This is a genomic window from Sphingosinithalassobacter sp. CS137 (assembly GCF_014334115.1).
Classification (GTDB): domain Bacteria; phylum Pseudomonadota; class Alphaproteobacteria; order Sphingomonadales; family Sphingomonadaceae; genus Sphingomonas.
Window position 1 is genome coordinate 431,648 of record NZ_CP060494.1, and the last position, 23,010, is coordinate 454,657.

Genomic DNA, 23,010 nt, shown 5'->3' on the forward strand with positions numbered 1-23,010 from the left:
GCGCGCCGGTCAAGCGGGCGCGCGGCTCGGGCCGGGGATCACCAGATGTTCACGCGCTCGGCCGGCTCGAGATAGAGCTGCTGGCTCGGCTGGGGATCGAACGCGCTGTACCAGGGATCGAGATTGCGGACGACCCAGGTGCGCTGCTGCGACGGCGAATGCGGATCGGTGAGCAGCCGCTGGCGCAGGTTTGCCTCGCGATAGTTGCGCCGCCACACCTGTGCCCAGCCGAGATAGAAACGCTGATCGCCGGTGAAGCCGTCGAGCACCGGCGGCTCCTGTCCGACGAGCGAATCGCGATAGGCCTTGTGCGCGACGGTGAGGCCGGCGAGGTCGGCGACGTTCTCGCCCAGCGTCAGATCGCCCTGCACCCGCATGCCGGGCAGCGGCTCATAGGCGTCATACTGCGCGCTGAGCGCCGCGGTGCGCGCTTCGAACGCGGCGAGATCCTCAGGCGTCCACCACTGCTCGAGCTGGCCGGTGGCATCGTATTTCGAGCCCTGATCGTCAAAATGATGGCTGATCTCGTGCCCGATCACCGCGCCGATGCCGCCATAGTTGAGCGCCGGATCGGCATTCGGATCGAAGAACGGCGGCTGAAGGATCGCGGCGGGGAAGACGATTTCGACCATGCCGAAATTGGCATAGGCGTTCACCGTCATCGGGGTCATGCCCCATTCCCAGCGATAGATCGGCTGGCCGAGCTTGCCGACGTTGTAATTGTGCGCCCACTGGTTCGCGCGCCAATTGTTGCCGAAGGCATCGCCGGGGCGGATCTCGAGGTTCGAATAGTCGCGCCAGCGATCGGGGTAGCCGATCTTGGGCGTGAAGGCGGCGAGCTTGGCAAGCGCGCGCTCCTTCGTCTCGGCCGACATCCAGTCGAGCCCGCGGATGCGATCGCCCATCGCCGCGATGACGTTCTGGACGAGCTCGTCCGCCGCCGCCTTGGTCTCGGGCGGGAAATAGCGCGCGACATATTCCTGGCTCACTTCGTCGGCGAGCGCCGCCGAAGTGAAATCGACCGCGCGCTTCCAGCGGGCCTGCTGCTCGGGCGTGCCCGAAAGGGTGGTGCCGTAAAAGGCGAACTGCGCGTCGTCGAAGGCAGTCGGCAGCACGTCGGCGAAACTGTCGAGCGAGCGGACCATCAGCTGGTCGCGCAGCACCTGGACCGGCGTGTCGGCGATCAGCCGCGCGATCCCCTCGACCGCGCTCGGCTGAGCGACGATCACCGAATCGACCGGCGCGCCGATGCCTTCGAAATAGCGCACGAAATCGAAACCGGGCGCGCGCGTCGTGAGATCGGCGACCGTCATCTTGTTGTAGGTCTTGTCGGCATCGCGGCTGTCGACGCGGGTCCAGTGCGCCCGCGCGATCGCGGTTTCGAAATCGAGGACCGCCTGCGCGCGTGCCGCGGCATTCGGCTCGCCCGCCAGCGTCAGCACGCGCGCGAGATGCTCGCGATAGGCGTTGCGGGTTTCGGTGAGCCGCGCCTCGTCGGAAAGATAATAGTCGCGGTCGGGCATGCCGAGCCCCGCCTGGGCGAGGCTGAGCGCATAGACTTCGGGATTCTTGTCGTCCTGACCGACATAGGTGGCGAAGGGGATCGGGATGCCGGCGCGATCCGCCTCGGCGGCGAGCGCGGCATAGGCGCCGGTGTCGGTCACGGCGGCGATCCGGTCCAGCCAGGGGCGGATCGGTTCGAGCCCGCGCGCGTCGATCGCCTGACGGTCAAGATAGGCGGCATAGGCGGTGCCGATCTTCGACCCTTCGGCCTTGGCTTCTTCGAGGATCGAATGGGTGCGCTCCTGCGACAGATCGGCGAGCACGCTGAACATGCCGAAGTTCGACTTGTCGGACGGGATTTCGGTGGTGCGCGCCCAGGTGCCGTTGGCATAGGCGTAGAAATCCTCGCCCGGCGCGACGCTGCGGTCCATGCCGGCGACGTCGAAGCCGAAGCTGCCGATCTGCGGCGCGGGCGCCGGAGCGGGCGTGACGGGGCCGACGGCGGCTTCGCCGACGGTCTGCGTCTGCTGGGCGACCGCCGCGGGGGCGGGCCGTTCGGCGCGGGTGCAGCCCGCGAGCAGCGCGGGCGTGGCGAACAAGGTGGTGGCGAGCAGCAGGCGGCGCATGGGAACTCCTTGGAAAGGCATGTGCCGCTGTATTACGTAGCTCCTACGCTCAGTCAAACGGCAGCAGCGATCGCCGGGCGCCGCGGCGCCGCCATTTGCGGGCGACCCACAGCCGCCAGCCGATCGCGCTGGCGAGATAGCCGAGGAGGCCTAGCGCCAGCGTGATGGTGAGCAGGCCCGCGAGAGTCGCGGGGCCGGCCTCGGCGACAATCCAGTCGGTCCAGCTCTGCTCGGGCGCCGAGATTCCGGGCAGCGCGCCCTTCAGGTCGAGCATCCAGCTGCCGAGCCAATAGGCGCCGACCCAGAGCGGCGGCGTGGTGACCGGATTGGTGACGAAGGTGGTGGCGGCGGCCGCAGGAATGTTCGCGCGGAGCGGCAGCGCGAGCACCGCGGCGGCCGGGATCTGCCCCATCGGGATCAGAATGCCGGTGGCGATGCCGAGTGCAACGCCGCGCGGCACCGAGCGGCGGGTGAAGCGCCAGAGCGACGGCGCCATGATGCGGCGGGCGAAAGGCCGCGACCAGCGATGCGATTCGATCGTCTCGCGAGTCGGCATCTGGCGCGCGACCCAGCTGCCGAAGCGGTTCGGCGCGGGCGGGGAATCAGCCGCGATCGCGGAGCAGTCGTCCCTGCTCGCGCTTCCAGTCCCGCTCCTTGATCGCCTCCCGCTTGTCATGCGTCTTCTTGCCCTTGGCGAGCGCCAGTTCCACTTTCGCGCGCCCGCGTCCATTGAAATAGATGCTGAGCGGCACGAGCGTCATCCCCTCGCGGGCGACGGCGCCATGGAGCTTGTTGATCTCCCTTTCATGAAGGAGCAATTTACGCGGGCGCTTCGGCTCGTGATTGAAGCGATTTCCGTGGCTGAATTCGGGAATGTTCGAATTGACCAGCCAGACTTCCTCGCCCCGCACCTCGGCATAGCTCTCGGCGATCGAACCCTCGCCGAAACGCAGCGATTTCACTTCGGTGCCGCTCAGCACGATCCCTGCTTCATAGACGGTTTCGATGGCATAATCGAACCGCGCGCGCCGGTTTTCGGCGACGGTCTTGACCTTTTCTGCGGGGGGACGGGGACGAGCCATGGGGAGGCGCATGTAGACACCGGCACCGCCGATGGAAAGGGCGCCTCGCCGCACGCTCCGGCGCAGCGCCGCCTCGCCCTGGCGCATCTTGCGGCGAAATGCGGGATTATGTGCATTCGCGCCGCGCCGTGACGGAACGGACCGCAGCAGGGTGCGTTGCAGCATTTTGGTAGGTGGGAGAAGAATTCATGCGCTCCAAGATTGCAACCGGCGTGCTCGGCTCGCTGCTCGCTATTTCCGCCGCGGCGCAGCCTGCGCTTGCGGCGGATCCGGCCTCGGCGCTGTCGCTCGCGCCGACACGCGCGGCAACGACATCCGAAGGCGCTTCGGACCAGATGGCGAGCCCGGGCATCGGCGTGATCCTCGGTGTCGTCGGGATCATCGCGGGCGCGGTGATCGTCGTCGCCGACTCGGACGACGAACCCGACAGCCCCTGAGCCGAGCGATCGCGCACGCGACGGCGGTGACGCCGTCGCGGCGGATCACCCGCACCACTCCCTTCAACGAGGTATCGTTCATGATCTCGAAATTTCTTGCCGCAACCGCGGCGCTCAGCCTTTCCGTCACGCCCGCGCTCGCGGCGAGCGCCGACCCGGCGGCGTCGCTGTCGCTGAGCCGCGCCAGCACCGATAGCGTCGGCAACGATCAGATCGGCGGCGAAGGCGTAGGCATCGGCCTTGCCATCGCGATCGGCGTCGCTGCCGTTGTCGCGGGTGTGGTCGCGACCGACGACGAGGACGAACCCGACAGCCCCTGACGCCTGCGTCAGGGGACGCTGAAGCCGCATCGCTCGCCTGACCCCAGTGTCAGGCGAGCTTGGCGTGTGCGAGTGCCGCGTCGACGGCCTTTTTGCTCGCGGCCGAGGGCTCGGTCATCGGCAGCCGCAGTTCGGCGGGAAAATCCGGCCGAACCACCGACAGCGCATATTTGACCGGCCCCGGCGACGCGTCGCTGAACAGCGCGCAGTGCAGCGGGAAGAGCTTGTCCTGATAGGCGAGCGCCTGCGCATAATCGCCGGACGCGCACGCCGCCTGGAACTCGGCACAGAGCCTTGGCGCGACATTGGCAGTCACCGAGATGCAGCCGCTGCCACCCATCGCCATGACTGCGAGCGCGGTTTCGTCATTGCCCGAAAGCTGGCAGAAATCCGGCCCGCACGCCTCACGCTGCGCCGAGATCCGGCCGATCACGCCGGTGGCGTCCTTCACGCCGACGATCACTTCCGGAAACGCCTTTCTGATCCGCGCCATCGTCTCGACGGCGATGTCGGTGACCGTTCGCGCGGGGACGTTGTAGAGCAGGATCGGCAGGCCGCCGTCGCGCGCCAATACTTCGAAATGGCGGAACACGCCTTCCTGGTTCGGGCGATTGTAATAGGGCGGGACGAGCAGCGCCGCGGCGGCCCCGGCTTCCTTCGCGCGATGGATGTGGTGCAGCGCGACGGTGGTGTCGTTGGATCCGCAGCCGGCGATCACCGGCACCCGCCCCGCCGCCTGCTCGACGCAGACCCGCACGACATGATCGTGCTCCTCGATCGTCATGGTGGCCGCTTCGCCCGTGGTGCCGCACGGGACCAGCGCCGAGGAGCCCTCCGCGATCTGCCAGTCGATCAGCGCGCGAAACTCGGATTCGGCGAAGAAACCATTGCGGAACGGCGTGGCAAGCGCGGGAATCGAACCGGAAAACATGCGCTCCGAAAAGCTCCAGGACGGGAAAATCAGGACTGGCAGATAGGGCCCGATTCCTTATGTTGTCCAGCATGCTGGCTTCGCTTCTCAAGAACACGCTTCTGCTGGCGAGTGTCTCGGGCCTCGCAGCGACCTCCGAGCTGACTCGCGAGCAGATCCAATGGTATGCCGAGCGGCTGGAAAGCGCCGCGCCGCGCCAGGCGCCCGGCTATATCCAGACCGATCAGCTCGCCGAGGCGCTGGTCGAATGGAAACGGCTGCAACAGTCGGACAGCTATCCGTTCGCCGATTACGCGAATTTCCTGCTGCTTCACCCGGGCTGGCCGGGCGAGACGAGCCGCCGTGCGGCGGCCGAGACGATCCTGGACTCGGGCGAGGACGCACCATCGCTCGCGATCCGCTTCTTCGAGCGTTTCCCGCCGCTGACCGGCGCCGGGCATCTGCGCTATGCCGAGGCTCTCGCGGCGCGCGGCGAGATGGAGGCCGCCGCCGAGCAGGCGCGCACTGCATGGCGGACGAGCCGTCTGCGCCCCGAGGACGAGGCTGCGCTGATCGGACGCTTCTCGAGCGCGCTGCGCCCCGCCGATCATGACGCGCGGATGGACATGCTGTTGTGGAACGATTCCACGAGTGCGGCCGAACGGCTGATCGGCATGGTATCCCCCGACAAGCGGCCGCTTTTCGCCGCGCGGCTCGCCTTCCGCACCGACGCGGCGAATGTCGACGAGCTTTCGGGCGCGGTCGACGACCGGGGGCGGGCCGATCCCGGCTTCATCGCCGACCGGGCGAGCTGGCTGCGCAACAACGGCCAGAGCGCGACGATGCGCCAGATCCTCGCCCAGCCGCGCCAGCTGAGCGCGCTGCCCGGCGATGTCGAGGAATGGTATGAAGTGCTGCTGGCGGCGGCGCGCGCGGCATCGAACGACGGGCAGCACCAGCTCGCCTATCGGATCGCGAGCCAGGTCGACGACGCCTATCCGGCGGGCACCGATGTGAGCGACCGCCCCTATGGCGAGCGCGACGATTACACGAGCCTGGTGTGGCTCGCAGGCACCACGGCGATGCGCGAGCTCGGTCGCCCGCAGGACGCGGTGGGCATGTTCGCGCGCTACGCCGGCGGATCGCGGACTCCGCAGACTCAGTCGAAGGGCCTCTATTGGGCCGGCCGCGCGGCGGAAGCCGCGGGCGACGAGGCCGCCGCCGCCGCTTTCTACCAGCGCGCGGCGGGTTTTCCCGATCTCTATTACGGCCAGCTCGCGCTCGAGCGGACGGGCGGCGCGCTGCGCGCCCCTGCCCCGCTCGACACCAGCACGGTCGCCGATGCCGAGCGCGAGGCCTTCTTCAACCGCGAGATCGTCCGCGCCGCGCAGATGCTGGGGACGATGGGCGCCTGGGAGGAACAGAGCCTGTTCGTCCGGCAGATCGCCAGCGCCGCCGAGAGCGACTCCGATCATGCGCTTGCCGCCGAACTGTCGCGCGCGATCAACCGGCCGGATCTGGGCGTGATGGTGGGGCGCTCGGCGCTGCAGAGCGGCTATTCGGATTTCACCGCCGCCGGATATCCTTCGGTGCGCGTGCCCGCTTCGCAGCAAGATTACTGGACGATCATCCACGCCATTGCGCGCCAGGAAAGCCAGTTCGACCGCGCCGCAGTGAGCCACGCCGGCGCGCGCGGGCTGATGCAGCTGATGCCGGGCACCGCGCGCGAAGTCGCCGGCCAGCTGGGCCTGGGCTATAATCGGGAATCGCTGACCAGCGACACCGATTACAATATCCAGCTAGGGTCGAGCTATTTCCAGCGCATGCTCGACTATTATGCCGGCAGCTATCCGCTGGCGGTGGCGGCGTACAACGCGGGCCCCGGCAATGTGAACCGCTGGATCCGCGCCAACGGCGATCCGCGCCTTCCCTCCGTCGACACGCTCGAATGGATCGAGAACATCCCGATCTTCGAGACCAAGAACTATGTTCAGCGGGTGCTGGAGAATGCAGTCGTGTACGACCTCATGAACCCCGAGCGGGCGCGTTCGCGCGGACCGAACAATCTGAGCTGGTACCTCGGAAAGAACAATCCGGGCTGACCAACCCCGCGCCCGGGACGACAGAGACCATGGACCGCCCCAATTATATAACGCCCGCGGGCTATTCGGCGCTGAAGGCCGAATATGACGCGCTGTTTGCGGTCGAGCGGCCCAAGCTGGTCGAGACGATCGCCTGGGCGGCAGGCAACGGCGATCGTTCGGAGAACGGCGATTATCTCTACGGCCGCAAGCGGCTGCGCGAGATCGACCGGACGCTCAATCGTCTTTCGCGCAAGATGAAGGCCGCCAAGGTGGTCGATCCGGCGCGGCAGCCCGATCGCGACCGCGTCTATTTCGGCGCCACCGTGACGATCGCCGACGAGGACGACGCGCAGCGGACGCTGACGCTGGTGGGCGACGACGAAGCCGATGCCGCGGCGGGACGGATCGGCTGGAATGCGCCGATCGCGCGTGCGCTGCGCGGCGCGGCGGTGGGCGACCTGCGGATCGTGCGGTTGCCGGCGGGCGACCGCGAATATGAGATCGTCGCGATCGCCTATCCCGGCGCCTGACCGCGCCGATGCGTGGCGAATGCACGCCGGAACGGGTTTCACTTGCGCTCCCGCCCCGCCTACAGGGTGCTCCGCGCGCGGTTTCGCGCGCCGGTTCGGAGTAGAGATCAATGGGTTCCCGGAAGTTGGTGGTAAGTGGTGCGGTGCAGAATGTGGGCTTTCGCGACTGGGCGGTGCGCATCGCGCGCGAGTGGAATCTCACTGGCTGGGTCCGCTATGTGAACGACGGGCGCGTGGAAATCCTGGCGCAGGGCGACGACAACGCGATCGACGCCTTCGCCGACGATTGCCGCACGGGACCGCCGCGCGCACGGGTGAGCGACGTGCAGATCGAAACGGTGCCGCCGGTGAGCGCCAAGGGGTTTACCAAAAGGCTTACCGGCTGAGGCGGAACGCGGGCACGGTCTCGGCCATTGTCTCCGGTGAAAAGGAGATATGCCATGGAAAACCCGCGCACCCAGACCGCCCGCGACAATGACGACAGCGACATCATCGACAATGCCGGCGGCGCCCCCGACAAGACCGGCCGCGAAGGCGGCAATCTGCAGCGTGACGTGGGCACCCGCGACGAGCTGGCACGCGTCGACAAGCCCGAGACGCATACCCGCGTGACCAAGGCCGACGATATCGAGAACGACGCGCGCTATCCGAAGGACCGCCGGGGCGACATGTGACAACAGCGCAGCCGAACGCTACGCCCGCCCGATGAACAAGCCCCCCGAAGGCAATGTCGCGCTGCTGATCGATGCCGACAACGCCTCACCGCAATCGATCGACCCGGTGCTGACGGTGCTGGCCGAGCTAGGCACCGTCAACATCCGCCGAGTCTATGGCAACTGGCGCAAGCAATCGCTCAAGGGCTGGGCCGACATGACGCTGCGCCACGGCATCGAGCCCTATCAGCAGTTCGACATCACCAAAGGCAAGAACGCGACCGACATGAAGATGACGGTCGACGCGATGGACCTGCTGTTCCACGGGCGAGTGACCGGGTTCGGCATCCTCTCGTCGGACAGCGACTTCATGCCGCTGGCGATGCGGATCCGGCAGGAAGGATTGCCGGTCTATGGCTTCGGAACGCCTCGGACTCCGGAGGGATTCCGCCAGGCGTGCACGCGATTCATCGACGTCGCGGCGCTGATGAAGCCGAGTGCGCGCGAGGCCGACTCGCCTGCTCCGGTTTCGGCGGACGGGGCCGTGGACGAGACGCTGCTCAAGCTGCTGGTCGATGCCTATAACAGCGCGAAGCGCGACGAACGCGGCTATGCGAGCCTTTCCGACGTCGGCCAGCGCGCGGGCAACCGATCGAGCTTCGACGTGCGCAACTATGGCTACAGCCGGCTTTCGGACCTGATCGAGAAGATCCCCAATTTCCAGACCGAGCATCGCAGCGGCGGCGTCTATGTGAAGCGGCTGCGGTGATCGCGCGGCGCTATCTGGTCACCGGCCGGGTACAGGGCGTCGGCTATCGCGACTGGACGGCGCACCGGGCGCGGGCGCTGGAGCTGACCGGCTGGGTTCGAAACCGCTCCGACGGAAGCGTCGAAATCGTCGCGCACGGCAACCAAGACGCGCTCGACCGGCTGGCACAATCGCTTGTGCAGGGCCCGCCCGCCGCGCAGGTCCGCAGCGTGCGCAGCGAGGATGCGCAGGCACCCGAAGCCGGGGAATTCTTCGTCCGTCCCACCCTGTGACTCATCGATAGGGTCGCACGGGTGGCCTTTTCTGCTGCAGCGCGCTAGGCAACGCCGCCATGCAGACAGGAACGATCGTAAGCCTCGCCATCTACTTCATCGCGATGCTGGCCATCGGCGTCTATGCCTGGGCCAAATCGACCGACGACAGCGAAGGATATCTGCTCGGCGGACGCCAGCTTCCCCCTTCGGTCGCCGCGCTGTCGGCAGGCGCGTCGGACATGTCCGGCTGGCTGCTGCTGGGCCTGCCCGGCGCGCTTTATGCCACCGGCCTCGTCGAGGCGTGGATCGGCATCGGACTGTTCATCGGCGCCTTCGCCAACTGGATCCTCGTCGCGCCGCGGCTGCGCCAGCAGACAGAGGAGCTGGACGACAGCCTGACCATCCCCGAATTCCTGTCGCGCCGCTTTCCGACGCAGGCCATCCCGCTGCGCGTCATTTCGGCGCTGATCATCGTCGTGTTCTTCTCGGTCTATACCGCCGCTGGCCTCGTCGGCGGCGGGCTGCTGTTCCAGACGAGCTTCGCCGGGCTGTTCGGCGACGTTCCCGCCAGCCTCGGCGCGTCCGACTACAGCTTCGGCATCTGGATCACCGCGGGCGTGGTGCTGGCCTATACGATGGTGGGCGGGTTCCTGGCAGTGAGCCTGACCGATTTCGTCCAGGGCTGCATCATGGTGGTGGCGCTGGTGCTGATGCCGATCGTCGCAACGCTGGGCGAAGGCGGGATCGGCCCGATGACGAACGCACTGACGGCGATCGATCCCGACTTCCTTCACATCACCGCCGGGCTGACCTTCCTCGGCTTCCTCTCGGCCGTGACCTGGGGGCTCGGCTATTTCGGCCAGCCGCACATCATCGTGCGCTTCATGGCGATCCGCTCGCTGAAGGACGTGCCGACCGCGCGCAACATCGGCATGAGCTGGATGGGGATCGCGCTGCTCGGTTCGATCGGCGTGGGCATCGCCGGCCGCGCCTTCGCCGAGCGCAACGGCATTCCGGTCGAGAATTCCGAGACGATCTTCATCGTCCTTGCCGACATGCTGTTCCACCCGCTGATCACAGGGTTCCTGCTCGCCGCGCTGCTCGCCGCGATCATGAGCACGATCTCGTCGCAGCTGCTGGTCGCTTCCAGCTCGCTGACCGAGGACTTCTATCGGCTGTTCCTGCGCAAGCAGGCGAGCGAGAAGGAGATGGTGAACGTGGGGCGCGTCTGCGTGCTGCTCGTCGCGGTGGTGGCGGGCGTGATCGCGCTCGATCCCGAAAGCGAAGTGCTGGGACTCGTCTCCAACGCCTGGGCAGGGTTCGGTGCCGCCTTCGGCCCGCTGATCCTGTTTGCGCTGATGTGGAAACGGATGACCGGCGCAGGTGCGGTGGCCGGGCTCGTCACCGGCGCGGCGGTGGTGATCCTGTGGATCGCGCTCGGCTGGAACAGCAGCTTCCTGGGCGGCGAAGGGATTTACGAGATCATCCCGGGCTTCCTGGCGGCGACCGCGGCGATCGTGCTGGTGAGCCTCGCCGGGAAGGCGCCCGAGCCGCGGCGCGCGCCGCTCTCCGCCGAATAGCCCCGCCCTGCCCGCAGAGCGTTTCTTCTTCTATGGGACGCTGCAGCGCGGCGGATGCTATTGGCGCACGCTGGAGCTGGGCCGGCGCGCGCGCTTCGTCCGCATCGACTGGATTCGCGGTCGGCTGTTCGATCTGGGTGCCTATCCCGCCGCGCGGCTCGATCGGCCGGGCTGGATCCGTGGCGAAGTCTTCCAGGCGCGCGAGCCGGCACTGCGCGCGGAAGTCGATGCAGTCGAGGACTATTGCCCCGACGCGCCCGAGCGTTCCGAATATGTGCGGCGGCGCGTCACGACGCGCTCGGGGCTGTCGGTCTGGGCCTATGCCTATCGCGTCGAACCGAGCGACGCGCTGCCGATCCGGGGCGGGCGCTGGCGTCCGCCGGGCTAGGCCGCCGGACTAGCCTCTCGCCGCGCTGTGCAGCCTGCCCCTTCCAAGGCGGCGAGCACATCGGCGAGCGGCGCCGGCCGGGCGACCGCATAGCCCTGCACCGCGTCCACCCCGAGCGCGCGCAGCATCGCCAGCTCACCTTCGGTCTCCACGCCCTCCGCGACCAGGCGACTGCCCGTCTCCTGCGCGAAGAGACGCAGCGCGGCGGCAAGCGCGCGCTTGCCGGGATCGTGCTGGATGCCGTGGATGAGGAAGCGGTCGAGCTTGATGAGGTCGGGCCGGAGCTGCAGGATCTGCTGCAGTCCGCTGTGGCCCGCGCCGGCATCGTCCACCGCAAGGCGGACGCCCCGCGCGCGCAGCGGGGCGACGGCATCGGTCAGTGCGACGAAATCGTCGACGCAGTCATGTTCGGTGATCTCGAGCACGATCCGTTCCGGAGCATGGCCTTCGATCGCCGCCTCGATCCCGCTCAGCACCGTCGCGGGAGACGCATTCACGGCGACATAGACGTCCTGAGGAATCAGCGGGAGCGCGGCGAGCGCACGGCGGATCGCCATCCGCTCGAGTTCGGGCCCGAGGCCTACCGCAGCGGCTTCCGCAAACCACAGGTCCGGCGTGCGGGCAGGCGTGCCGGGGAAGCGCGACAGGGCCTCCAGGCCGATCGTGCGCCCGTGCCGCATGCTCTGGATCGGCTGATAGACGATGTCGATCGCTTCGCCGTCGAGCACGTCGCGGACGCGGCTCGCACGAGTGTCGCGGTCCTGCGCGGCGCGGCGGTCGCGGTCGATCTGGAACGCTGCGAGTTCGGCGAATGCGCGCATCATCCCGAGATCGCGCGCGTTGAGACTGGGATCGGCCTGCGGGCCGAGGCAGCAGAACATGCCGTAAAGCGCGCCGTCCGGAAGCCGCAGCGGCACGCTCACATGCGCGCCGATCGGCACGGCGGCAGTAATCGGCATTGCCATCGCGAGCGGTTCGGCGGCAGTGTCCGGGATCAGCTCGGGCAGCCGGCCAGCGAGGATGTGGCGGCAATAGACTTCGTCGAGCGAGCGCGCGTCGCCCGGCTTGATCAGATGCTCGAGCCCCGGCGCATCGACCGCGCGGAACACCGAAAGATCGCCGACGAATTCGGAGACATAGGCGACCTGCAGACCGAGGTGGAGGCGCACCGCCTGGAGCGCGCGTCGGACAATGTCGTCGGCTTCGGGGGAGAAGAGGATGTCGCGAAAGCCGGCAGCAGCCGAAAGCGAGGAGAGTTCAGCCATCGAGACACTTTCGGAGGGTTGGGCACCTCTCCTACCCCTCGACCGGTAAACAAGCCGCTGACGGGTCGTTGCCGGTACGGAACGAACATCACGATCGGATGGGAACCTTGCGCGGCCGCGAGGACTTTCTTCAACGAAACCGCTTGGGGAGGAATGAGATGCTTGCCAAACGCCTGCTGCTTTCCGTCTGCGCCGCGCCGCTCGCGCTGGCGTCGTGCACCACCGGCCTCACCTCGGCCCCGGCCGTCGTACCCGGTCAGGCTGCGCCGATCAGCAGTGCCGAGCGCCAGCAGGGGCAGCAATCGAGCGCCCAGCTGATCGAGGAATTCGGCGGCGCCTGGACCGGCGCGCCCTCGGCCTATGTCGAGCAGGTGGCGCGCCGGGTCGCCACCCAGTCGGGCCTTTCCGCAACGCCGCAGGACTTCACCGTCACCGTGCTCGACAGCCCGGTGGCGAACGCCTTCGCGACGCCCGGCGGCTACATCTACATCACGCGCGGCTTGCTCGCGCTGATCGACAACGAGGCCGAGCTGGCGGCAGTGCTGGGCCATGAGGTCGGTCATGTCGCCGCGCGGCACAGCCAGCGGCGGCAGGAAGCCGCGAGCCGCAACAGCCTGCTCGGCGCGCTGGGCCAGCTGCTCGTCGGCGCCGTCGCCGGCGATTCCGGGCTCGGCCAGCTGCTCGGCCAGGGGATCGGCACCGGCACTCAGCTGGCGACGCTCGGCTATTCGCGCAGCCAGGAAGAACAGGCGGACGATCTGGGCATCGCCTATCTGCTCGACGCGAGATATGACACCGAGGCGCTGGCGAGCATGCTCGCGAGCCTCGCCGAACAGAACAACCTCGAGCAGCAGCTGGCGGGCGACGCGCGTATCCTGCCCGAATGGGCGAGCACCCATCCCGATCCGGCGAGCCGCGTCCGCGAGGCGCTGGCGCAGGCACAGCAGGCCGGAGGCACCGAGCTTCCGCGCAACCGCGACGCCTATCTCTCGGCGATCGACGGCATGCTCTATGGCGACAATCCGCGCCAGGGGATCATCGAAGGCCGGACCTTCCGCCATCCCGAGCTGCAGATCGCCTTCACGGTGCCGCAGGGCTTCAGCATGACGAACGGCACCCGCGCAGTGACGATCACCGGCCCGAACACCCAGGCGCAATTCTCGACCGCGTCCTTCTCGGGCGATCTGCAGGGCTATGTGCGATCGGTGCTCCAGTCGCTGGGCGGGGCGAACACGAATCTCCCTGCCGCGAACGTGCAGACCACGCGCGTCAACGGGCTGCCCGCCGCCTATGCGCAGGTGCGGGCGAACACGGGCCAGAGCCAGGTCGACGTCACGGTCTTCGCCTATTCGGCAGGTAACCGCGCCTATCATTTCACGGTGCTCACCCCTGCCGGCCAGGGGCTGGGCGCGGCGAGCTCGCTCGTCCAGTCGTTCCGCACGCTGAGCCAGTCCGAAGCGGCGCAGATCCGACCGAAATATCTGCGGGTCGTGCCGGTCCGCGCGGGCGACACCATCGCGTCGCTCGCGGCGCGGATGGACTATGAGAGCAACCAGCTCGAGCGCTTCCTGGTGCTCAACAGCCTCTCTCGGGACTCGACGCTGCGCGCAGGCGATCGCGTGAAGATCGTGACCTATTGAGACGAAGCGCGCTCAGCCAAGTCCGGCGCAGTTCCCACCGAGCCGAGTGGAGAACCCGCCGGGCGAACGCGCGCCGAGCTCGGCACCATCGGCCTTGGCGATCAGATAGGTCGTCTCCGCCCCGGAGCCGGGATCGACGGCGAGTGTCCAGGCTTCCAGAGGGCCGCGCGGCGTCTCCACTGTCTCGGACCCGGTGACCGCGATCGAGAAGCTGCCGAGGCCCTTGTCATATTGGTAGAAGGGAAGCCGGAACGCCGCACCCTCCGCAAGCGGAAGCGCGCCGAAAGTGAGGCCCCAGAGATTGCCCTCCAGCACCGGCCCCGGGAGCGCGACGTCGATCGGCGTGGTCGTGCCCTCGGCGGTGCGGCTGCCATGGACCTGATCCGCCGCATAGGCGAGCGACACCGTGTGCGGATGGCCGGTCCGCGCCGCCTTCGCCGCGTCGCGGCTGTCGAAGCGGATCGGCGCAAGGTCGGTTCGCCGCAGGACGAAATGGTCGCGCAGATCAAACGCGCCGCCCGCCAGCCGCTGATGGACGACGATGTCCCAGGCGGGCACGCCATCGACTTCGGTCGCTTCCACCGTCTGGAGCGTGGCTCCGAGTTCCCGATCGCCGCGGAGCACCGCATAACAGGCGCTGCCCGGCGCCAGCCGCGTGCCGTCGATGCCGGGCAGGCTGGTGGCCTGCGGCCCCAGCAACAGCAGGATCGTGCTCAGCAACGGCATGAAGCTCTCCTCTCACTCGGTCCCGGAACAGTCGGCGAGTTCGGTGATCGCCCGGTCGAAGCGGGGACGCACCTGTTCGGGCGTCAGCTTCGCGAGCGCCTCGAGCGACATGCCCTCGCCCACCTGCCGTGCGATCCGATAGCCGAGATAATAGCCGAAGCGGCCGGGGAAGCCGGTCGCGCCATCGGTGCTGAAATAGAAGAACGGCGCATAATCGGCGTCTTCCTCGGAATTCCGCTTCGCGGCGAGCAGGCACATCGCCTCGTCGAACCGCGGATCGACTGCTTCGCGAAGCGAAACCGGCAAGTGCAAGAGCAGCTGGCGATCGGTGGCGCCGGGATTCATCCGCTCGGCGACATAGGTGGCAAGCCCTTCGCGCCACGCCGAGCACCACAGCGGCTCGCAGGAGAAGAAGCGCTTGTGGTACATGTGGAAGAGCTCGTGATCGAGCAGCGGGCCGACCGTGTCGGCATCGTGGAGCTGCGCGATCATGTCGGCGCCGAAGATCAGGTAGGTCGTGCCGTCGATAGTGCGCGTGCCGCCATCCATCTCCCCCATCGACTGGACGAGATGCACCGGCATGGTAACGCCGAAATCGGGAAAGACGGCCTGCATGCGCGGCAGGCCGGTCGCGAAGCTCTCCGCGAACGCAGCGTCGACGGCGAGGATGCGCTCGCGCAGCCGCGGATAGGCTTCCAGCGCCTGCGCGATCCGCGCTTCGTGCCGCGCTTCATCGCGGCCGCGCAGCGCGTAGAAGCCGGGGAAGACATCGGCGAAGCGGGCGCGAAACAGCGCGACTCGCTCGGCACGCTCCGTCGTGGCGGTCTCCACCGCGAAGCGATCGAATTCCGCGACGTGCGAGGTGAAGGGCTGCTCCTCGCCCGCCGGCTGCGCGGCAACGGAAATCGGAAGAAACGCGAGCATGGCCGCGACGAGGAACCGAATCATGGAGCCGTGTTAGCCGACTAACACAACCCCTACCAGCCCCGCGCGATCGGCGGCCCCGCCGCGAGAGGTGCGCTCGCTTCGTGCGAGCGGACCCCGTCGCGGCCGGTGTCCCGTCAGCGCGTCAGCTTCTTGTACGCCAGCGCGGTCGGACGATCGGCGGCATCGCCGAGGCGGCGGCGCTTGTCTTCCTCATAAGCTTCGAAATTGCCTTCGAACCATTCGACATGGCTGTTGCCTTCGAAGGCGAGGATGTGAGTCGCGAGACGATCGAGGAAGAAGCGATCGTGGCTGATGACCACGGCGCAGCCCGCGAAATTCTCGATCGCTTCCTCGAGCGCGCCGAGCGTCTCGACGTCGAGGTCGTTGGTCGGCTCGTCGAGCAGCAGCACGTTGCCGCCGCGCTTGAGCATCTTGGCCATATGGACGCGATTGCGTTCGCCGCCCGAGAGCTTGCCGACGCTCTTCTGCTGGTCCTGGCCCTTGAAGTTGAACGCGCCGACATAGGCGCGGGTCGACATGTCGTGGCCGTTGACCTTCACATAGTCGAGCCCGTCGGAAATCTCTTCCCAGACATTGTGCTTGGGATCGAGGTCGTCGCGGCTCTGGTCGACATAGCCCAGGTGCACCGTGCTTCCGAATTCGACCGTGCCCGAATCGGGCTGTTCCTGACCGGTGAGGATCTTGAACAGAGTCGACTTGCCGGCGCCGTTCGGGCCGATCACGCCGACGATGCCGCCGGCGGGAAGCGAGAAGGACAGATTCTCGAACAGCAGCTTGTCGCCGAACGCCTTAGTGACGTTCTCGACCTCGATCACCTTGCCGCCGAGACGCTCGGGCACCTGAATGACGATCTGCGCCTTGCCGGGCGCGCGATCCTTCTGCGCCTCGACCAGCTGGTCGAACTTGGCGATACGCGCCTTGGACTTGGTCTGGCGACCCTTGGCGCCCTGCCGGATCCATTCGAGCTCGTCCTTGATCGCCTTCTGGCGCCCGGATTCCTCGCGATCCTCCTGCTCGAGCCGCTTGGCCTTCTTTTCCAGATAGGTCGAGTAATTGCCTTCGTAGGGGAAGTATTTCCCGCGATCGAGCTCGAGGATCCACTCGACGACGTTGTCGAGGAAATAGCGGTCGTGGGTGATCATCAGCACCGCGCCGGCATATTCCTTGAGGTGGTTTTCGAGCCACTGGACGCTTTCGGCGTCCAGGTGGTTGGTCGGCTCGTCGAGCAGCAGGATCGACGGCTTCTGGATCAAGAGGCGCGTGAGCGCGATGCGGCGCTTCTCACCGCCCGACAGATTCTCGACCGACCAGTCGCTGGGCGGACAGCGCAGCGCTTCCATCGCGATCTCGAGCTGGTTGTCGAGCGTCCAGCCGTCGACCGCGTCGATCTTGGCCTGAAGCTCGCCCATCTCCTCCATGAGCGCGTCGAAATCGGTGTCGTCCTGGGGGTCGCCCATCTCGGCCGAGATGGCGTTGAAGCGATCGACCATGTCGGCCACGTCGCGCGCGCCATCCTTGACGTTCTCGAGCACCGTCTTGTTCGGATCGAGCTGCGGCTCCTGCGGCAGATAGCCGACGGTGATGTTCTCGCCCGGCCACGCCTCGCCGGAGAAATCGGTGTCGATCCCGGCCATGATCTTCATCAGGGTCGACTTGCCGGCGCCGTTGGGGCCGACGATGCCGATCTTGGCACCCTGATAGAATTGCAGGTTGATGTTCGACAGCACCGGCTTGGGTGCGCCGGGGAAGGTCTTGGTCATGTCCTTCATGACGAACGCGTATTGGGCGGCCACGGGAGCGGTCTCCGTTGGTAGGCAGGGTTGCGGGAAGTTGCCGCGCATGTAGCGATCGCCACCGCCGATGGCAACGCGGCGGGCATCGCGGCGATTGGCAAGCCGTGCGCGCCGGGCTAGCACTTGCGCCATGACGCTTCGCTACTCCCTGCTCGCCGCGGCCGCCGCGCTCGCCCTTCCCCTCCCCGCGCTTGCCCAGACTGCGCCCGACGTCGCGGCGATGCGCGACGCGGCGCTCGACGACAGCGTCGCATGGGACATCGTCGAAGGACTGACCACCGAAGTCGGCCCGCGCCTCGCCGGCACCGAAGCCGAGGCGCGGGCGCGCGACTGGGCAGTTGCCCGGCTGCGCGCGCTCGGCTTCTCCAATGTCCGCTCCGAGCCGTTCGACATGCCGGTGTGGGTGCGCGGCGAAGAACGCGCCGAAGTGACCGCGCCCTTCCCCCAGCCGCTGCACCTGACCGCGCTCGGCAATTCGGGCGCGACCGGCCCCGAGGGGCTGGAGGCCGAAGTCGTCTATTTCCCGACCTTCGCCGATTTGGCGGCGGCGCCCGACGACAGTCTCGCCGGCAAGATCGCATTCGTCAGCCATGCGATGCGCGCGACGCAGGACGGCTCGCATTACGGCCAGTTCGGCCAGGCGCGCCGCGCCGGTCCGGCAATCGCGGCGCGCAAGGGCGCGGCGGCGATCCTGATCCGCTCGATCGGCACCGACTATCATCGCAACCCGCACACCGGCGGCACGAGCTTTCCCGAAGGCGTCGCGCCGATCCCGGCCGCCGCGCTGGCGCTGCCCGACGCCGAGCAGCTCGAGCGCATCCTCGCGCGCGGGCGCCCGGTGCGCGTGCGGCTGGTGCTGACGCCGCAGCAGATCGGACCGCGTCAGTCGGGCAACGTGATCGCCGAGGTCCCCGGCAGCGATCCCGACGCCGGCATCATCGTCGCGGCCTGCCACCTCGACAGCTGGGATCTGGGCACGGGCGCGTTCGACGACGGCGCCGGATGCGGCATCGTCACCGCCGCCGCCAAGCGGGTGATGGAGGCGGGCACGCCGCGCCGCACGATCCGGCTGCTCTGGGCGGGCGCCGAGGAAGTCGGCGTGTTCGGCGGCCGCGCCTATTTCGACGCGCACAAGGACGAGCATCACGTACTGGCCGGCGAATCCGATTTCGGCGCGGATCGCGTGTGGCAAGTGAGCAGCGGGCTTCCTGCCTCGGCGGAACCGCTCGAACAGCGGATGGCCGCGGCGCTGGCGCCGCTCGGCATCGCGTGGTCGGCAACCCCCGCCGGTGGTGGCGCCGACATCGGCCCGCTGGTCCGCGCGGGCGTTCCGGCGATCGATCTGGCGCAGGACGGCACGCGCTATTTCGACTATCACCACACCCCCGACGACACGCTCGACAAGATCGATCGCGAGCAGCTGCAGCAGAATGTGGCGGCGTGGACGACCGTGCTCGCGCTGGCAGCGAACGCCCCCGAGGAACTCGCCCCGAACATGGCAGAAATGCGGTAACCCGATTCGCTTGCGGAACGTCCCGAGCGTTTCGAATGAGGCGATTCGCGCGTTTCTGCTGCGCTGCGCAACGGGAGGAACGGCGGAAAACCGCGGATTAACCTTGCCAGAAGCTGAATATCCGTTGACGCGCCCACGCGCCGCGCTATTGCGGCGACTTCGCGACGGCATTCGGGCCGGATGCGAAATGACTGCTTTTCTTTGGGAGCAACCGAGATGAAGAAGATCCTCACTGTCGCTGCTGCCGCCGGCCTGATGACGCTCGCCGCCTGCGAGCCGGCGACCGTCGAGAACGACACCGCGGCCAACATGATCGAAGAACTCGAGGCAAATGCCGCGATGTACGAGAACGCCGCCGACATGGCTTCGAACGAGATGATGGAAAACGTCTACGAGAACACCGCCGACGTTCTCGAGAACCAGGCCGACATGGTCGAAGACAATGCGATGGAAGCCGAAGACACCATGTAATGGTGCGCCGCTCCCGAGGGAGCGGCTCGGCCTCGCGTCGAAATGAAAAGGGCGTCCCCAACGGGGCGCCCTTTTTTCATGCTCCGACGACAGGCACCCGAGGGGGCTTGCGGCACGGCGGCCGGCGCGCGCATGCGCCGGCCACCCTGCGGATCAGAAGGCGGCGCGCAGCGTCACCTGGAAGAGCTGCCCCGATTCCTCGCGCTCGATCTCATATTCGTCGAGATCGCCTGCGGCGCGGTTTTCGAGGATCTCGGTCAACGAATCCCCGTCATATTTGCGGAAATCCTCCTTCTTTTCGCGATTGAGGATGTTCTGCACCGAAAAGCGGAGCACGAAGCTGTTGCCGAACCGCTTCTCGACAAAGGCCTCGAGATCCGGATCGTAGCGCAGCCACACCAGCTCGTCGAAATTGGATTCGAACGCTTCGCTGCGGCCCGAGATGGTGGCCCCGAAGCTCAGCTCCGCCGGCGCGACATTCTGGATGAACCCGGCGTTGTAGATATGGTGCGGCTGGTTGTTGAACCGCCGCTCCTCGCCGGTGAACGGATCGATCGTCGTGCTGTCGAGATAGGTGTAGTTGGCGAACAGCCCGGTCTGGCCGAAGCCGAACAGCTGCACCGGCGTGGAGAAATCGACTTCGACACCCCAGGTCTCGCCGTCGCCGATGTTGCGCGGCGTGAAGCTCTGGCCGTCGGGGCCGTTGGCGCCGGTCACCACCAGCTCGATCAGATCGCTGATATCGCGATAGAAGAGATTGACGCCGACGATGCCGCGCGTGCCCAGCCGGCGCTCATAGCCGACATCAAGACCCCAGGCCTGTTCGTTGCGCAGATTCGGGTTGCCGATCGTCAGATCGTCGTCGCCGGGCGTCTCGTCCTGCTCATAAGGCGAGATGAGATCATAGTTCGGACGCCGAACGGTGCGCGCGAACGATGCACGGAACTGGTTCACGCTGTCCGGGGCGTAGCGCAGGTGCAGCGACGGATTGAGCATTTCGGAGTCGTAGGAGCCCGAGGCGGCCGTCCCGATCACGTCGCGGCGCGTGATTTCGTATCGCAGTCCGGCATCGACCGTGAACTCCGACCCGAATTCCTGCGTGACTCGCAGATAGGGGTCGTAGCGCTCTTCCTCGATGGTGAAGGCGTCGGACGTGAGCAGTCCGTCGTTCAGCCCCTCGCGATGCTTGGAGAGGAAATCGACCCCGGCCTTGATCCGCAGTCCGGCCGCATTCGACCAGGCGCCGTACAAGGTGCCGGTATATTCGTCGTCGTCGATCGCGATGCTCTCCTCTTCGTCGATCTCGACATCCTCATAATCGTCTTCATTGTCGCCGACGAAAACGACCACGTCGGTGCGCTCGCGATAGGCATTCCAGCCGCCGGCGACGCCCAGCTCGAAGTTCCCGAGCGGCAGTCGGCCGTCAAAAGTCGCGGCATAGGTCTGCTGGCTGATGTCCTCATGCTGAAGTTCGACCTCGTCGAAATCGAGCGTGTCGCCTTCGAAGGTGAGCGAGCGCTCGCGCTCGTCGCGATCGGTGTCGACGATCAGCCCGCCGATCCGGAACCGCCCGCCGTTGCCGATCTCGGTCGAGATCTCGGCGCTGGCCGAAAGATCACTACCGTCGCGCGTATCGTCCTGACGCTCGAGATCGTCGAACTCGGGGTCGGCGACATAGGTCGCCTCGTCGGCGTCGAGCTGCTCCGGCTCGCCGCCGAAGCGATAGGAGATCTTCTCCTTGGGATTGCGCCGTTCCTGATAGTTGAGCGCGAGCCAGAAATCGGTGCGATCGCCAAGATGCCCCGAATAGGCGAGCGCCGCGGACGGACGCACTTCGCCGTCGGCGTTGAACAACGCGCCGCCCTTCACGAAACCGCCTTCGAACGCGACCGCTTCCTTGGTGACGACATTGAGGGTGCCGGCGACGCCGGTGCTCGGCTGATCGGCGCGTGGCGAGCGGACGATCTCGATCCGCTCGACCAGCTCGGCGGGAATGCGATCGACGAAGAAGCTGCCGTCCGCTTCGCCGCCGGGCACGCGGCGGCCGTTGATCAACACCTGGGTGAACCCGGCGGGAAGGCCGCGAAACTGGACCTGATCATATTCGAGCACGTCGGACGTGAAGGTCACGCCGGGCACGCGCTTGAGCATCTCGCCCACCGACACCGGCTCGAACCGCTGGAAATACTCCAGATCGTAGGACAGCACGGGATTGGGATCCTGGGTGCGATTGCGGAAGAAGATCTCACCGGTGACGAGGATGTCCTGCGCGCTCTGTTCGGTTCCCGTCTGCGCGGCCGTTTCGCCGGGCGCGGCGTTCTGGGCCAGGGCAGGCGTGGCAGTGGCGAGCGCCGCAAGGGCGGCCCCGCCGAGAAGGCGCGACATCGTCATGAAAACTTCCCCCATCTGGATTAGCGGCCTAGGTGCCGCGTGAAATCACGCTCGCGGAGAACAGGAGGAACATGACACCGATGCTACGGACTCGTTTCGCAGGCGTTGCAGGCGCGATTTTGGTCACAGGTTGCACCGCGGCCACACCGCCGCAGCTCCAGCTGCCGGCAAGCACAGTGCAGGCCGCCGCAGAGACCCGCCCGGTCGAGACCGCAGCCTCGGTGGACGCGGCCGACGACCCGGCGATCTGGGTGCCGGCGGGCGGCAATACGACGCGGTTCGCCGGCCGCGACGTTGCCGGAGTGATCCTGGGCACCGACAAGAAAGCGGGCCTCTATGCCTATGACCTGACCGGCGAGGTGCTGCAGTTCCTGCCCGACGGGCTGCTCAACAACGTCGACCTGCGCCCGGACGGCGATGGCTTCATCGCGGCAGCATCGGACCGGGGGCGGATGGGCGTGGCGCTGTATCGCTACAGCCCCGGCGGCGAACTCGTGCCCGCGGGCTTTATCGCCTCCGACGTCGGCGAACCCTATGGCATGTGCCTGGGGCGCTGGAACGATACGCTCGTCGCGGTGCTGGTCGCCAAGGACGGCGCGGTGCGGCTCTACCGGCTCGACGGGGACGGCACCGAGCTGCGGGGCAGCGAACAGGTGCGCTTCCGCCTCGCATCGCAATCCGAAGGCTGCGTGGTCGACGACGCGACCGGCGATCTCTTCATCGGCGAGGAAAACCGCGGCGTGTGGCGGTTCACGCTTACCGATCCCGGCGCGCCGCCGGTGCTCGTCTCGGCCGTCGGCGACGGCGCGCTGGTCGCCGATGTCGAGGGTCTCGCCATCGTGGACGACGGGGGAACGCGCTATCTGATCGGATCGAGCCAGGGCGACGACGCCTTCGCGGTGTGGCAGCTGGGCGGCGATATGCCCGTGTATCGCGGGCGCTTTCGCGTGACCGGATCGGACGCGGCGGACGCAGTGACCGGGACCGACGGAGTCGCGGCGCTGGGCGGCGCCGTGGGCCCGTATCCGCAGGGGCTGGTCGTGGTGCAGGACGATGTGAACACCGGCGGGCCGCAGAACTTCAAGCTGGTCGACTGGCGGGCGATTCGCGCCGCGCTGGAGCTTTGA

General features: G+C 67.3%; 23 protein-coding genes. 14 read left to right on the forward strand and 9 right to left on the reverse strand.

Features of this window, described 5'->3' with window-relative positions; translation table 11 throughout:
- Nucleotides 1–38 precede the first annotated feature (38 nt).
- Genes H7V21_RS02030 through smpB form a run of 3 tightly spaced genes read right to left on the reverse strand, consistent with a single transcriptional unit; the run spans nt 39 to nt 3,211 of the window.
- Nucleotides 39–2,129, reverse strand: coding sequence for a M13 family metallopeptidase (locus H7V21_RS02030; protein WP_188054979.1), 2,091 nt, complete (start codon nt 2,127–2,129; stop codon nt 39–41).
- Between the two features lie 49 nt (nt 2,130–2,178).
- The gene (locus H7V21_RS02035) at nt 2,179–2,685 is read right to left on the reverse strand and encodes a DUF2062 domain-containing protein (RefSeq protein WP_262503963.1); all 507 of its coding nucleotides are present in this window, start codon (nt 2,683–2,685) and stop codon (nt 2,179–2,181) included.
- Nucleotides 2,686–2,731: 46 nt separating this feature from the next.
- On the reverse strand, nt 2,732–3,211 hold the full coding sequence (gene smpB / locus H7V21_RS02040; RefSeq protein ID WP_188054981.1) for an SsrA-binding protein SmpB: 480 nt from the start codon (nt 3,209–3,211) through the stop codon (nt 2,732–2,734).
- A gap of 188 nt (nt 3,212–3,399) precedes the next feature.
- Here smpB and H7V21_RS02045 point away from each other — a divergent pair, with 188 nt between their 5' ends.
- The gene (locus tag H7V21_RS02045) at nt 3,400–3,648 is read left to right on the forward strand and encodes a hypothetical protein (RefSeq protein ID WP_188054982.1); all 249 of its coding nucleotides are present in this window, start codon (nt 3,400–3,402) and stop codon (nt 3,646–3,648) included.
- 80 nt (nt 3,649–3,728) lie between these two features.
- Complete coding sequence (locus tag H7V21_RS02050; protein ID WP_188054983.1) at nt 3,729–3,968, forward strand: hypothetical protein; 240 nt, start codon at nt 3,729–3,731, stop codon at nt 3,966–3,968.
- Between the two features lie 49 nt (nt 3,969–4,017).
- Here the strand turns inward: H7V21_RS02050 and dapA are convergent, their stop codons facing one another.
- Nucleotides 4,018–4,899 (reverse strand): 4-hydroxy-tetrahydrodipicolinate synthase, encoded by an 882-nt coding sequence (dapA, locus tag H7V21_RS02055; protein ID WP_188054984.1) that lies wholly within the window; start codon nt 4,897–4,899, stop codon nt 4,018–4,020.
- Between the two features lie 71 nt (nt 4,900–4,970).
- Between dapA and H7V21_RS02060 the strand changes: the two genes are divergently transcribed.
- From H7V21_RS02060 to H7V21_RS02095, 8 genes are all read left to right on the forward strand, one after another.
- Nucleotides 4,971–6,980 (forward strand): lytic transglycosylase domain-containing protein, encoded by a 2,010-nt coding sequence (locus H7V21_RS02060; RefSeq protein ID WP_188054985.1) that lies wholly within the window; start codon nt 4,971–4,973, stop codon nt 6,978–6,980.
- 29 nt (nt 6,981–7,009) lie between these two features.
- Nucleotides 7,010–7,492 carry a transcription elongation factor GreB gene (gene greB / locus H7V21_RS02065; RefSeq protein WP_188054986.1) on the forward strand — a complete coding sequence of 161 codons (483 nt, stop codon included), beginning with the start codon at nt 7,010–7,012 and terminating at the stop codon, nt 7,490–7,492.
- 110 nt (nt 7,493–7,602) lie between these two features.
- The gene (locus H7V21_RS02070) at nt 7,603–7,878 is read left to right on the forward strand and encodes an acylphosphatase (protein ID WP_188054987.1); all 276 of its coding nucleotides are present in this window, start codon (nt 7,603–7,605) and stop codon (nt 7,876–7,878) included.
- A 54-nt stretch (nt 7,879–7,932) separates the two neighbouring features.
- On the forward strand, nt 7,933–8,166 hold the full coding sequence (locus H7V21_RS02075; protein ID WP_188054988.1) for a hypothetical protein: 234 nt from the start codon (nt 7,933–7,935) through the stop codon (nt 8,164–8,166).
- Nucleotides 8,167–8,197: 31 nt separating this feature from the next.
- Nucleotides 8,198–8,914 (forward strand): NYN domain-containing protein, encoded by a 717-nt coding sequence (locus H7V21_RS02080; RefSeq protein WP_188054989.1) that lies wholly within the window; start codon nt 8,198–8,200, stop codon nt 8,912–8,914.
- Nucleotides 8,911–9,186 (forward strand): acylphosphatase, encoded by a 276-nt coding sequence (locus H7V21_RS02085; protein ID WP_188054990.1) that lies wholly within the window; start codon nt 8,911–8,913, stop codon nt 9,184–9,186. Before H7V21_RS02080 ends, H7V21_RS02085 begins: the two co-directional genes overlap by 4 nt.
- Nucleotides 9,187–9,245: 59 nt before the next feature.
- Nucleotides 9,246–10,748 carry a sodium/proline symporter PutP gene (putP, locus tag H7V21_RS02090; protein WP_188054991.1) on the forward strand — a complete coding sequence of 501 codons (1,503 nt, stop codon included), beginning with the start codon at nt 9,246–9,248 and terminating at the stop codon, nt 10,746–10,748.
- A gap of 76 nt (nt 10,749–10,824) precedes the next feature.
- The gene (locus H7V21_RS02095) at nt 10,825–11,136 is read left to right on the forward strand and encodes a gamma-glutamylcyclotransferase (RefSeq protein ID WP_262504120.1); all 312 of its coding nucleotides are present in this window, start codon (nt 10,825–10,827) and stop codon (nt 11,134–11,136) included.
- Here the strand turns inward: H7V21_RS02095 and H7V21_RS02100 are convergent.
- The gene (locus tag H7V21_RS02100) at nt 11,133–12,401 is read right to left on the reverse strand and encodes an EAL domain-containing protein (RefSeq protein ID WP_188054992.1); all 1,269 of its coding nucleotides are present in this window, start codon (nt 12,399–12,401) and stop codon (nt 11,133–11,135) included. The genes H7V21_RS02095 and H7V21_RS02100 overlap by 4 nt on opposite strands.
- Nucleotides 12,402–12,559: 158 nt before the next feature.
- Between H7V21_RS02100 and H7V21_RS02105 the strand changes: the two genes are divergently transcribed.
- Nucleotides 12,560–14,041: a M48 family metalloprotease gene (locus tag H7V21_RS02105; RefSeq protein WP_188054993.1), complete on the forward strand. Its 1,482-nt coding sequence runs from the start codon at nt 12,560–12,562 to the stop codon at nt 14,039–14,041.
- A 12-nt stretch (nt 14,042–14,053) separates the two neighbouring features.
- On the opposite strand, the gene H7V21_RS02110 is transcribed toward H7V21_RS02105, so the two are convergent.
- The 3 genes from H7V21_RS02110 to ettA all read right to left on the reverse strand — a co-directional run bounded on the left by H7V21_RS02110 (nt 14,054) and on the right by ettA (nt 17,508).
- Entirely contained in the window at nt 14,054–14,767 is a 714-nt protein-coding gene (locus H7V21_RS02110; RefSeq protein WP_188054994.1) for a hypothetical protein, read from the reverse strand.
- A gap of 12 nt (nt 14,768–14,779) precedes the next feature.
- Nucleotides 14,780–15,715, reverse strand: coding sequence for a hypothetical protein (locus H7V21_RS02115; protein ID WP_188054995.1), 936 nt, complete (start codon nt 15,713–15,715; stop codon nt 14,780–14,782).
- Nucleotides 15,716–15,828: 113 nt separating this feature from the next.
- Nucleotides 15,829–17,508, reverse strand: a complete 1,680-nt coding sequence (gene ettA, locus H7V21_RS02120) for an energy-dependent translational throttle protein EttA (RefSeq protein WP_188054996.1) — start codon at nt 17,506–17,508, stop codon at nt 15,829–15,831.
- Between the two features lie 130 nt (nt 17,509–17,638).
- On the opposite strand from ettA, the gene H7V21_RS02125 reads away from it, so the two are divergent.
- The gene (locus H7V21_RS02125) at nt 17,639–19,021 is read left to right on the forward strand and encodes a M28 family peptidase (RefSeq protein ID WP_188054997.1); all 1,383 of its coding nucleotides are present in this window, start codon (nt 17,639–17,641) and stop codon (nt 19,019–19,021) included.
- Between the two features lie 216 nt (nt 19,022–19,237).
- Nucleotides 19,238–19,492 (forward strand): hypothetical protein, encoded by a 255-nt coding sequence (locus H7V21_RS02130; protein ID WP_188054998.1) that lies wholly within the window; start codon nt 19,238–19,240, stop codon nt 19,490–19,492.
- Between the two features lie 153 nt (nt 19,493–19,645).
- On the opposite strand, the gene H7V21_RS02135 is transcribed toward H7V21_RS02130, so the two are convergent.
- A complete protein-coding gene (locus tag H7V21_RS02135; protein ID WP_188054999.1) occupies nt 19,646–21,883 on the reverse strand; it encodes a TonB-dependent receptor plug domain-containing protein in 2,238 nt (745 codons plus the stop codon).
- A gap of 176 nt (nt 21,884–22,059) precedes the next feature.
- Here H7V21_RS02135 and H7V21_RS02140 point away from each other — a divergent pair, with 176 nt between their 5' ends.
- Nucleotides 22,060–23,010 (forward strand): phytase, encoded by a 951-nt coding sequence (locus H7V21_RS02140; RefSeq protein WP_262503964.1) that lies wholly within the window; start codon nt 22,060–22,062, stop codon nt 23,008–23,010.

Coding starts and splice junctions, on each gene's coding strand:
- H7V21_RS02030 (WP_188054979.1), bottom strand. CDS start 2,129: ATGCGCCGCCTGCTGCTCGCCACCACCTTGTTCGCCACGCCCGCGCTG.
- H7V21_RS02035 (WP_262503963.1), bottom strand. CDS start 2,685: ATGCCGACTCGCGAGACGATCGAATCGCATCGCTGGTCGCGGCCTTTC.
- smpB (WP_188054981.1), bottom strand. CDS start 3,211: ATGGCTCGTCCCCGTCCCCCCGCAGAAAAGGTCAAGACCGTCGCCGAA.
- H7V21_RS02045 (WP_188054982.1), top strand. CDS start 3,400: ATGCGCTCCAAGATTGCAACCGGCGTGCTCGGCTCGCTGCTCGCTATT.
- H7V21_RS02050 (WP_188054983.1), top strand. CDS start 3,729: ATGATCTCGAAATTTCTTGCCGCAACCGCGGCGCTCAGCCTTTCCGTC.
- dapA (WP_188054984.1), bottom strand. CDS start 4,899: ATGTTTTCCGGTTCGATTCCCGCGCTTGCCACGCCGTTCCGCAATGGT.
- H7V21_RS02060 (WP_188054985.1), top strand. CDS start 4,971: ATGCTGGCTTCGCTTCTCAAGAACACGCTTCTGCTGGCGAGTGTCTCG.
- greB (WP_188054986.1), top strand. CDS start 7,010: ATGGACCGCCCCAATTATATAACGCCCGCGGGCTATTCGGCGCTGAAG.
- H7V21_RS02070 (WP_188054987.1), top strand. CDS start 7,603: ATGGGTTCCCGGAAGTTGGTGGTAAGTGGTGCGGTGCAGAATGTGGGC.
- H7V21_RS02075 (WP_188054988.1), top strand. CDS start 7,933: ATGGAAAACCCGCGCACCCAGACCGCCCGCGACAATGACGACAGCGAC.
- H7V21_RS02080 (WP_188054989.1), top strand. CDS start 8,198: ATGAACAAGCCCCCCGAAGGCAATGTCGCGCTGCTGATCGATGCCGAC.
- putP (WP_188054991.1), top strand. CDS start 9,246: ATGCAGACAGGAACGATCGTAAGCCTCGCCATCTACTTCATCGCGATG.
- H7V21_RS02100 (WP_188054992.1), bottom strand. CDS start 12,401: ATGGCTGAACTCTCCTCGCTTTCGGCTGCTGCCGGCTTTCGCGACATC.
- H7V21_RS02105 (WP_188054993.1), top strand. CDS start 12,560: ATGCTTGCCAAACGCCTGCTGCTTTCCGTCTGCGCCGCGCCGCTCGCG.
- H7V21_RS02110 (WP_188054994.1), bottom strand. CDS start 14,767: ATGCCGTTGCTGAGCACGATCCTGCTGTTGCTGGGGCCGCAGGCCACC.
- H7V21_RS02115 (WP_188054995.1), bottom strand. CDS start 15,715: ATGATTCGGTTCCTCGTCGCGGCCATGCTCGCGTTTCTTCCGATTTCC.
- H7V21_RS02125 (WP_188054997.1), top strand. CDS start 17,639: ATGACGCTTCGCTACTCCCTGCTCGCCGCGGCCGCCGCGCTCGCCCTT.
- H7V21_RS02130 (WP_188054998.1), top strand. CDS start 19,238: ATGAAGAAGATCCTCACTGTCGCTGCTGCCGCCGGCCTGATGACGCTC.
- H7V21_RS02135 (WP_188054999.1), bottom strand. CDS start 21,883: ATGACGATGTCGCGCCTTCTCGGCGGGGCCGCCCTTGCGGCGCTCGCC.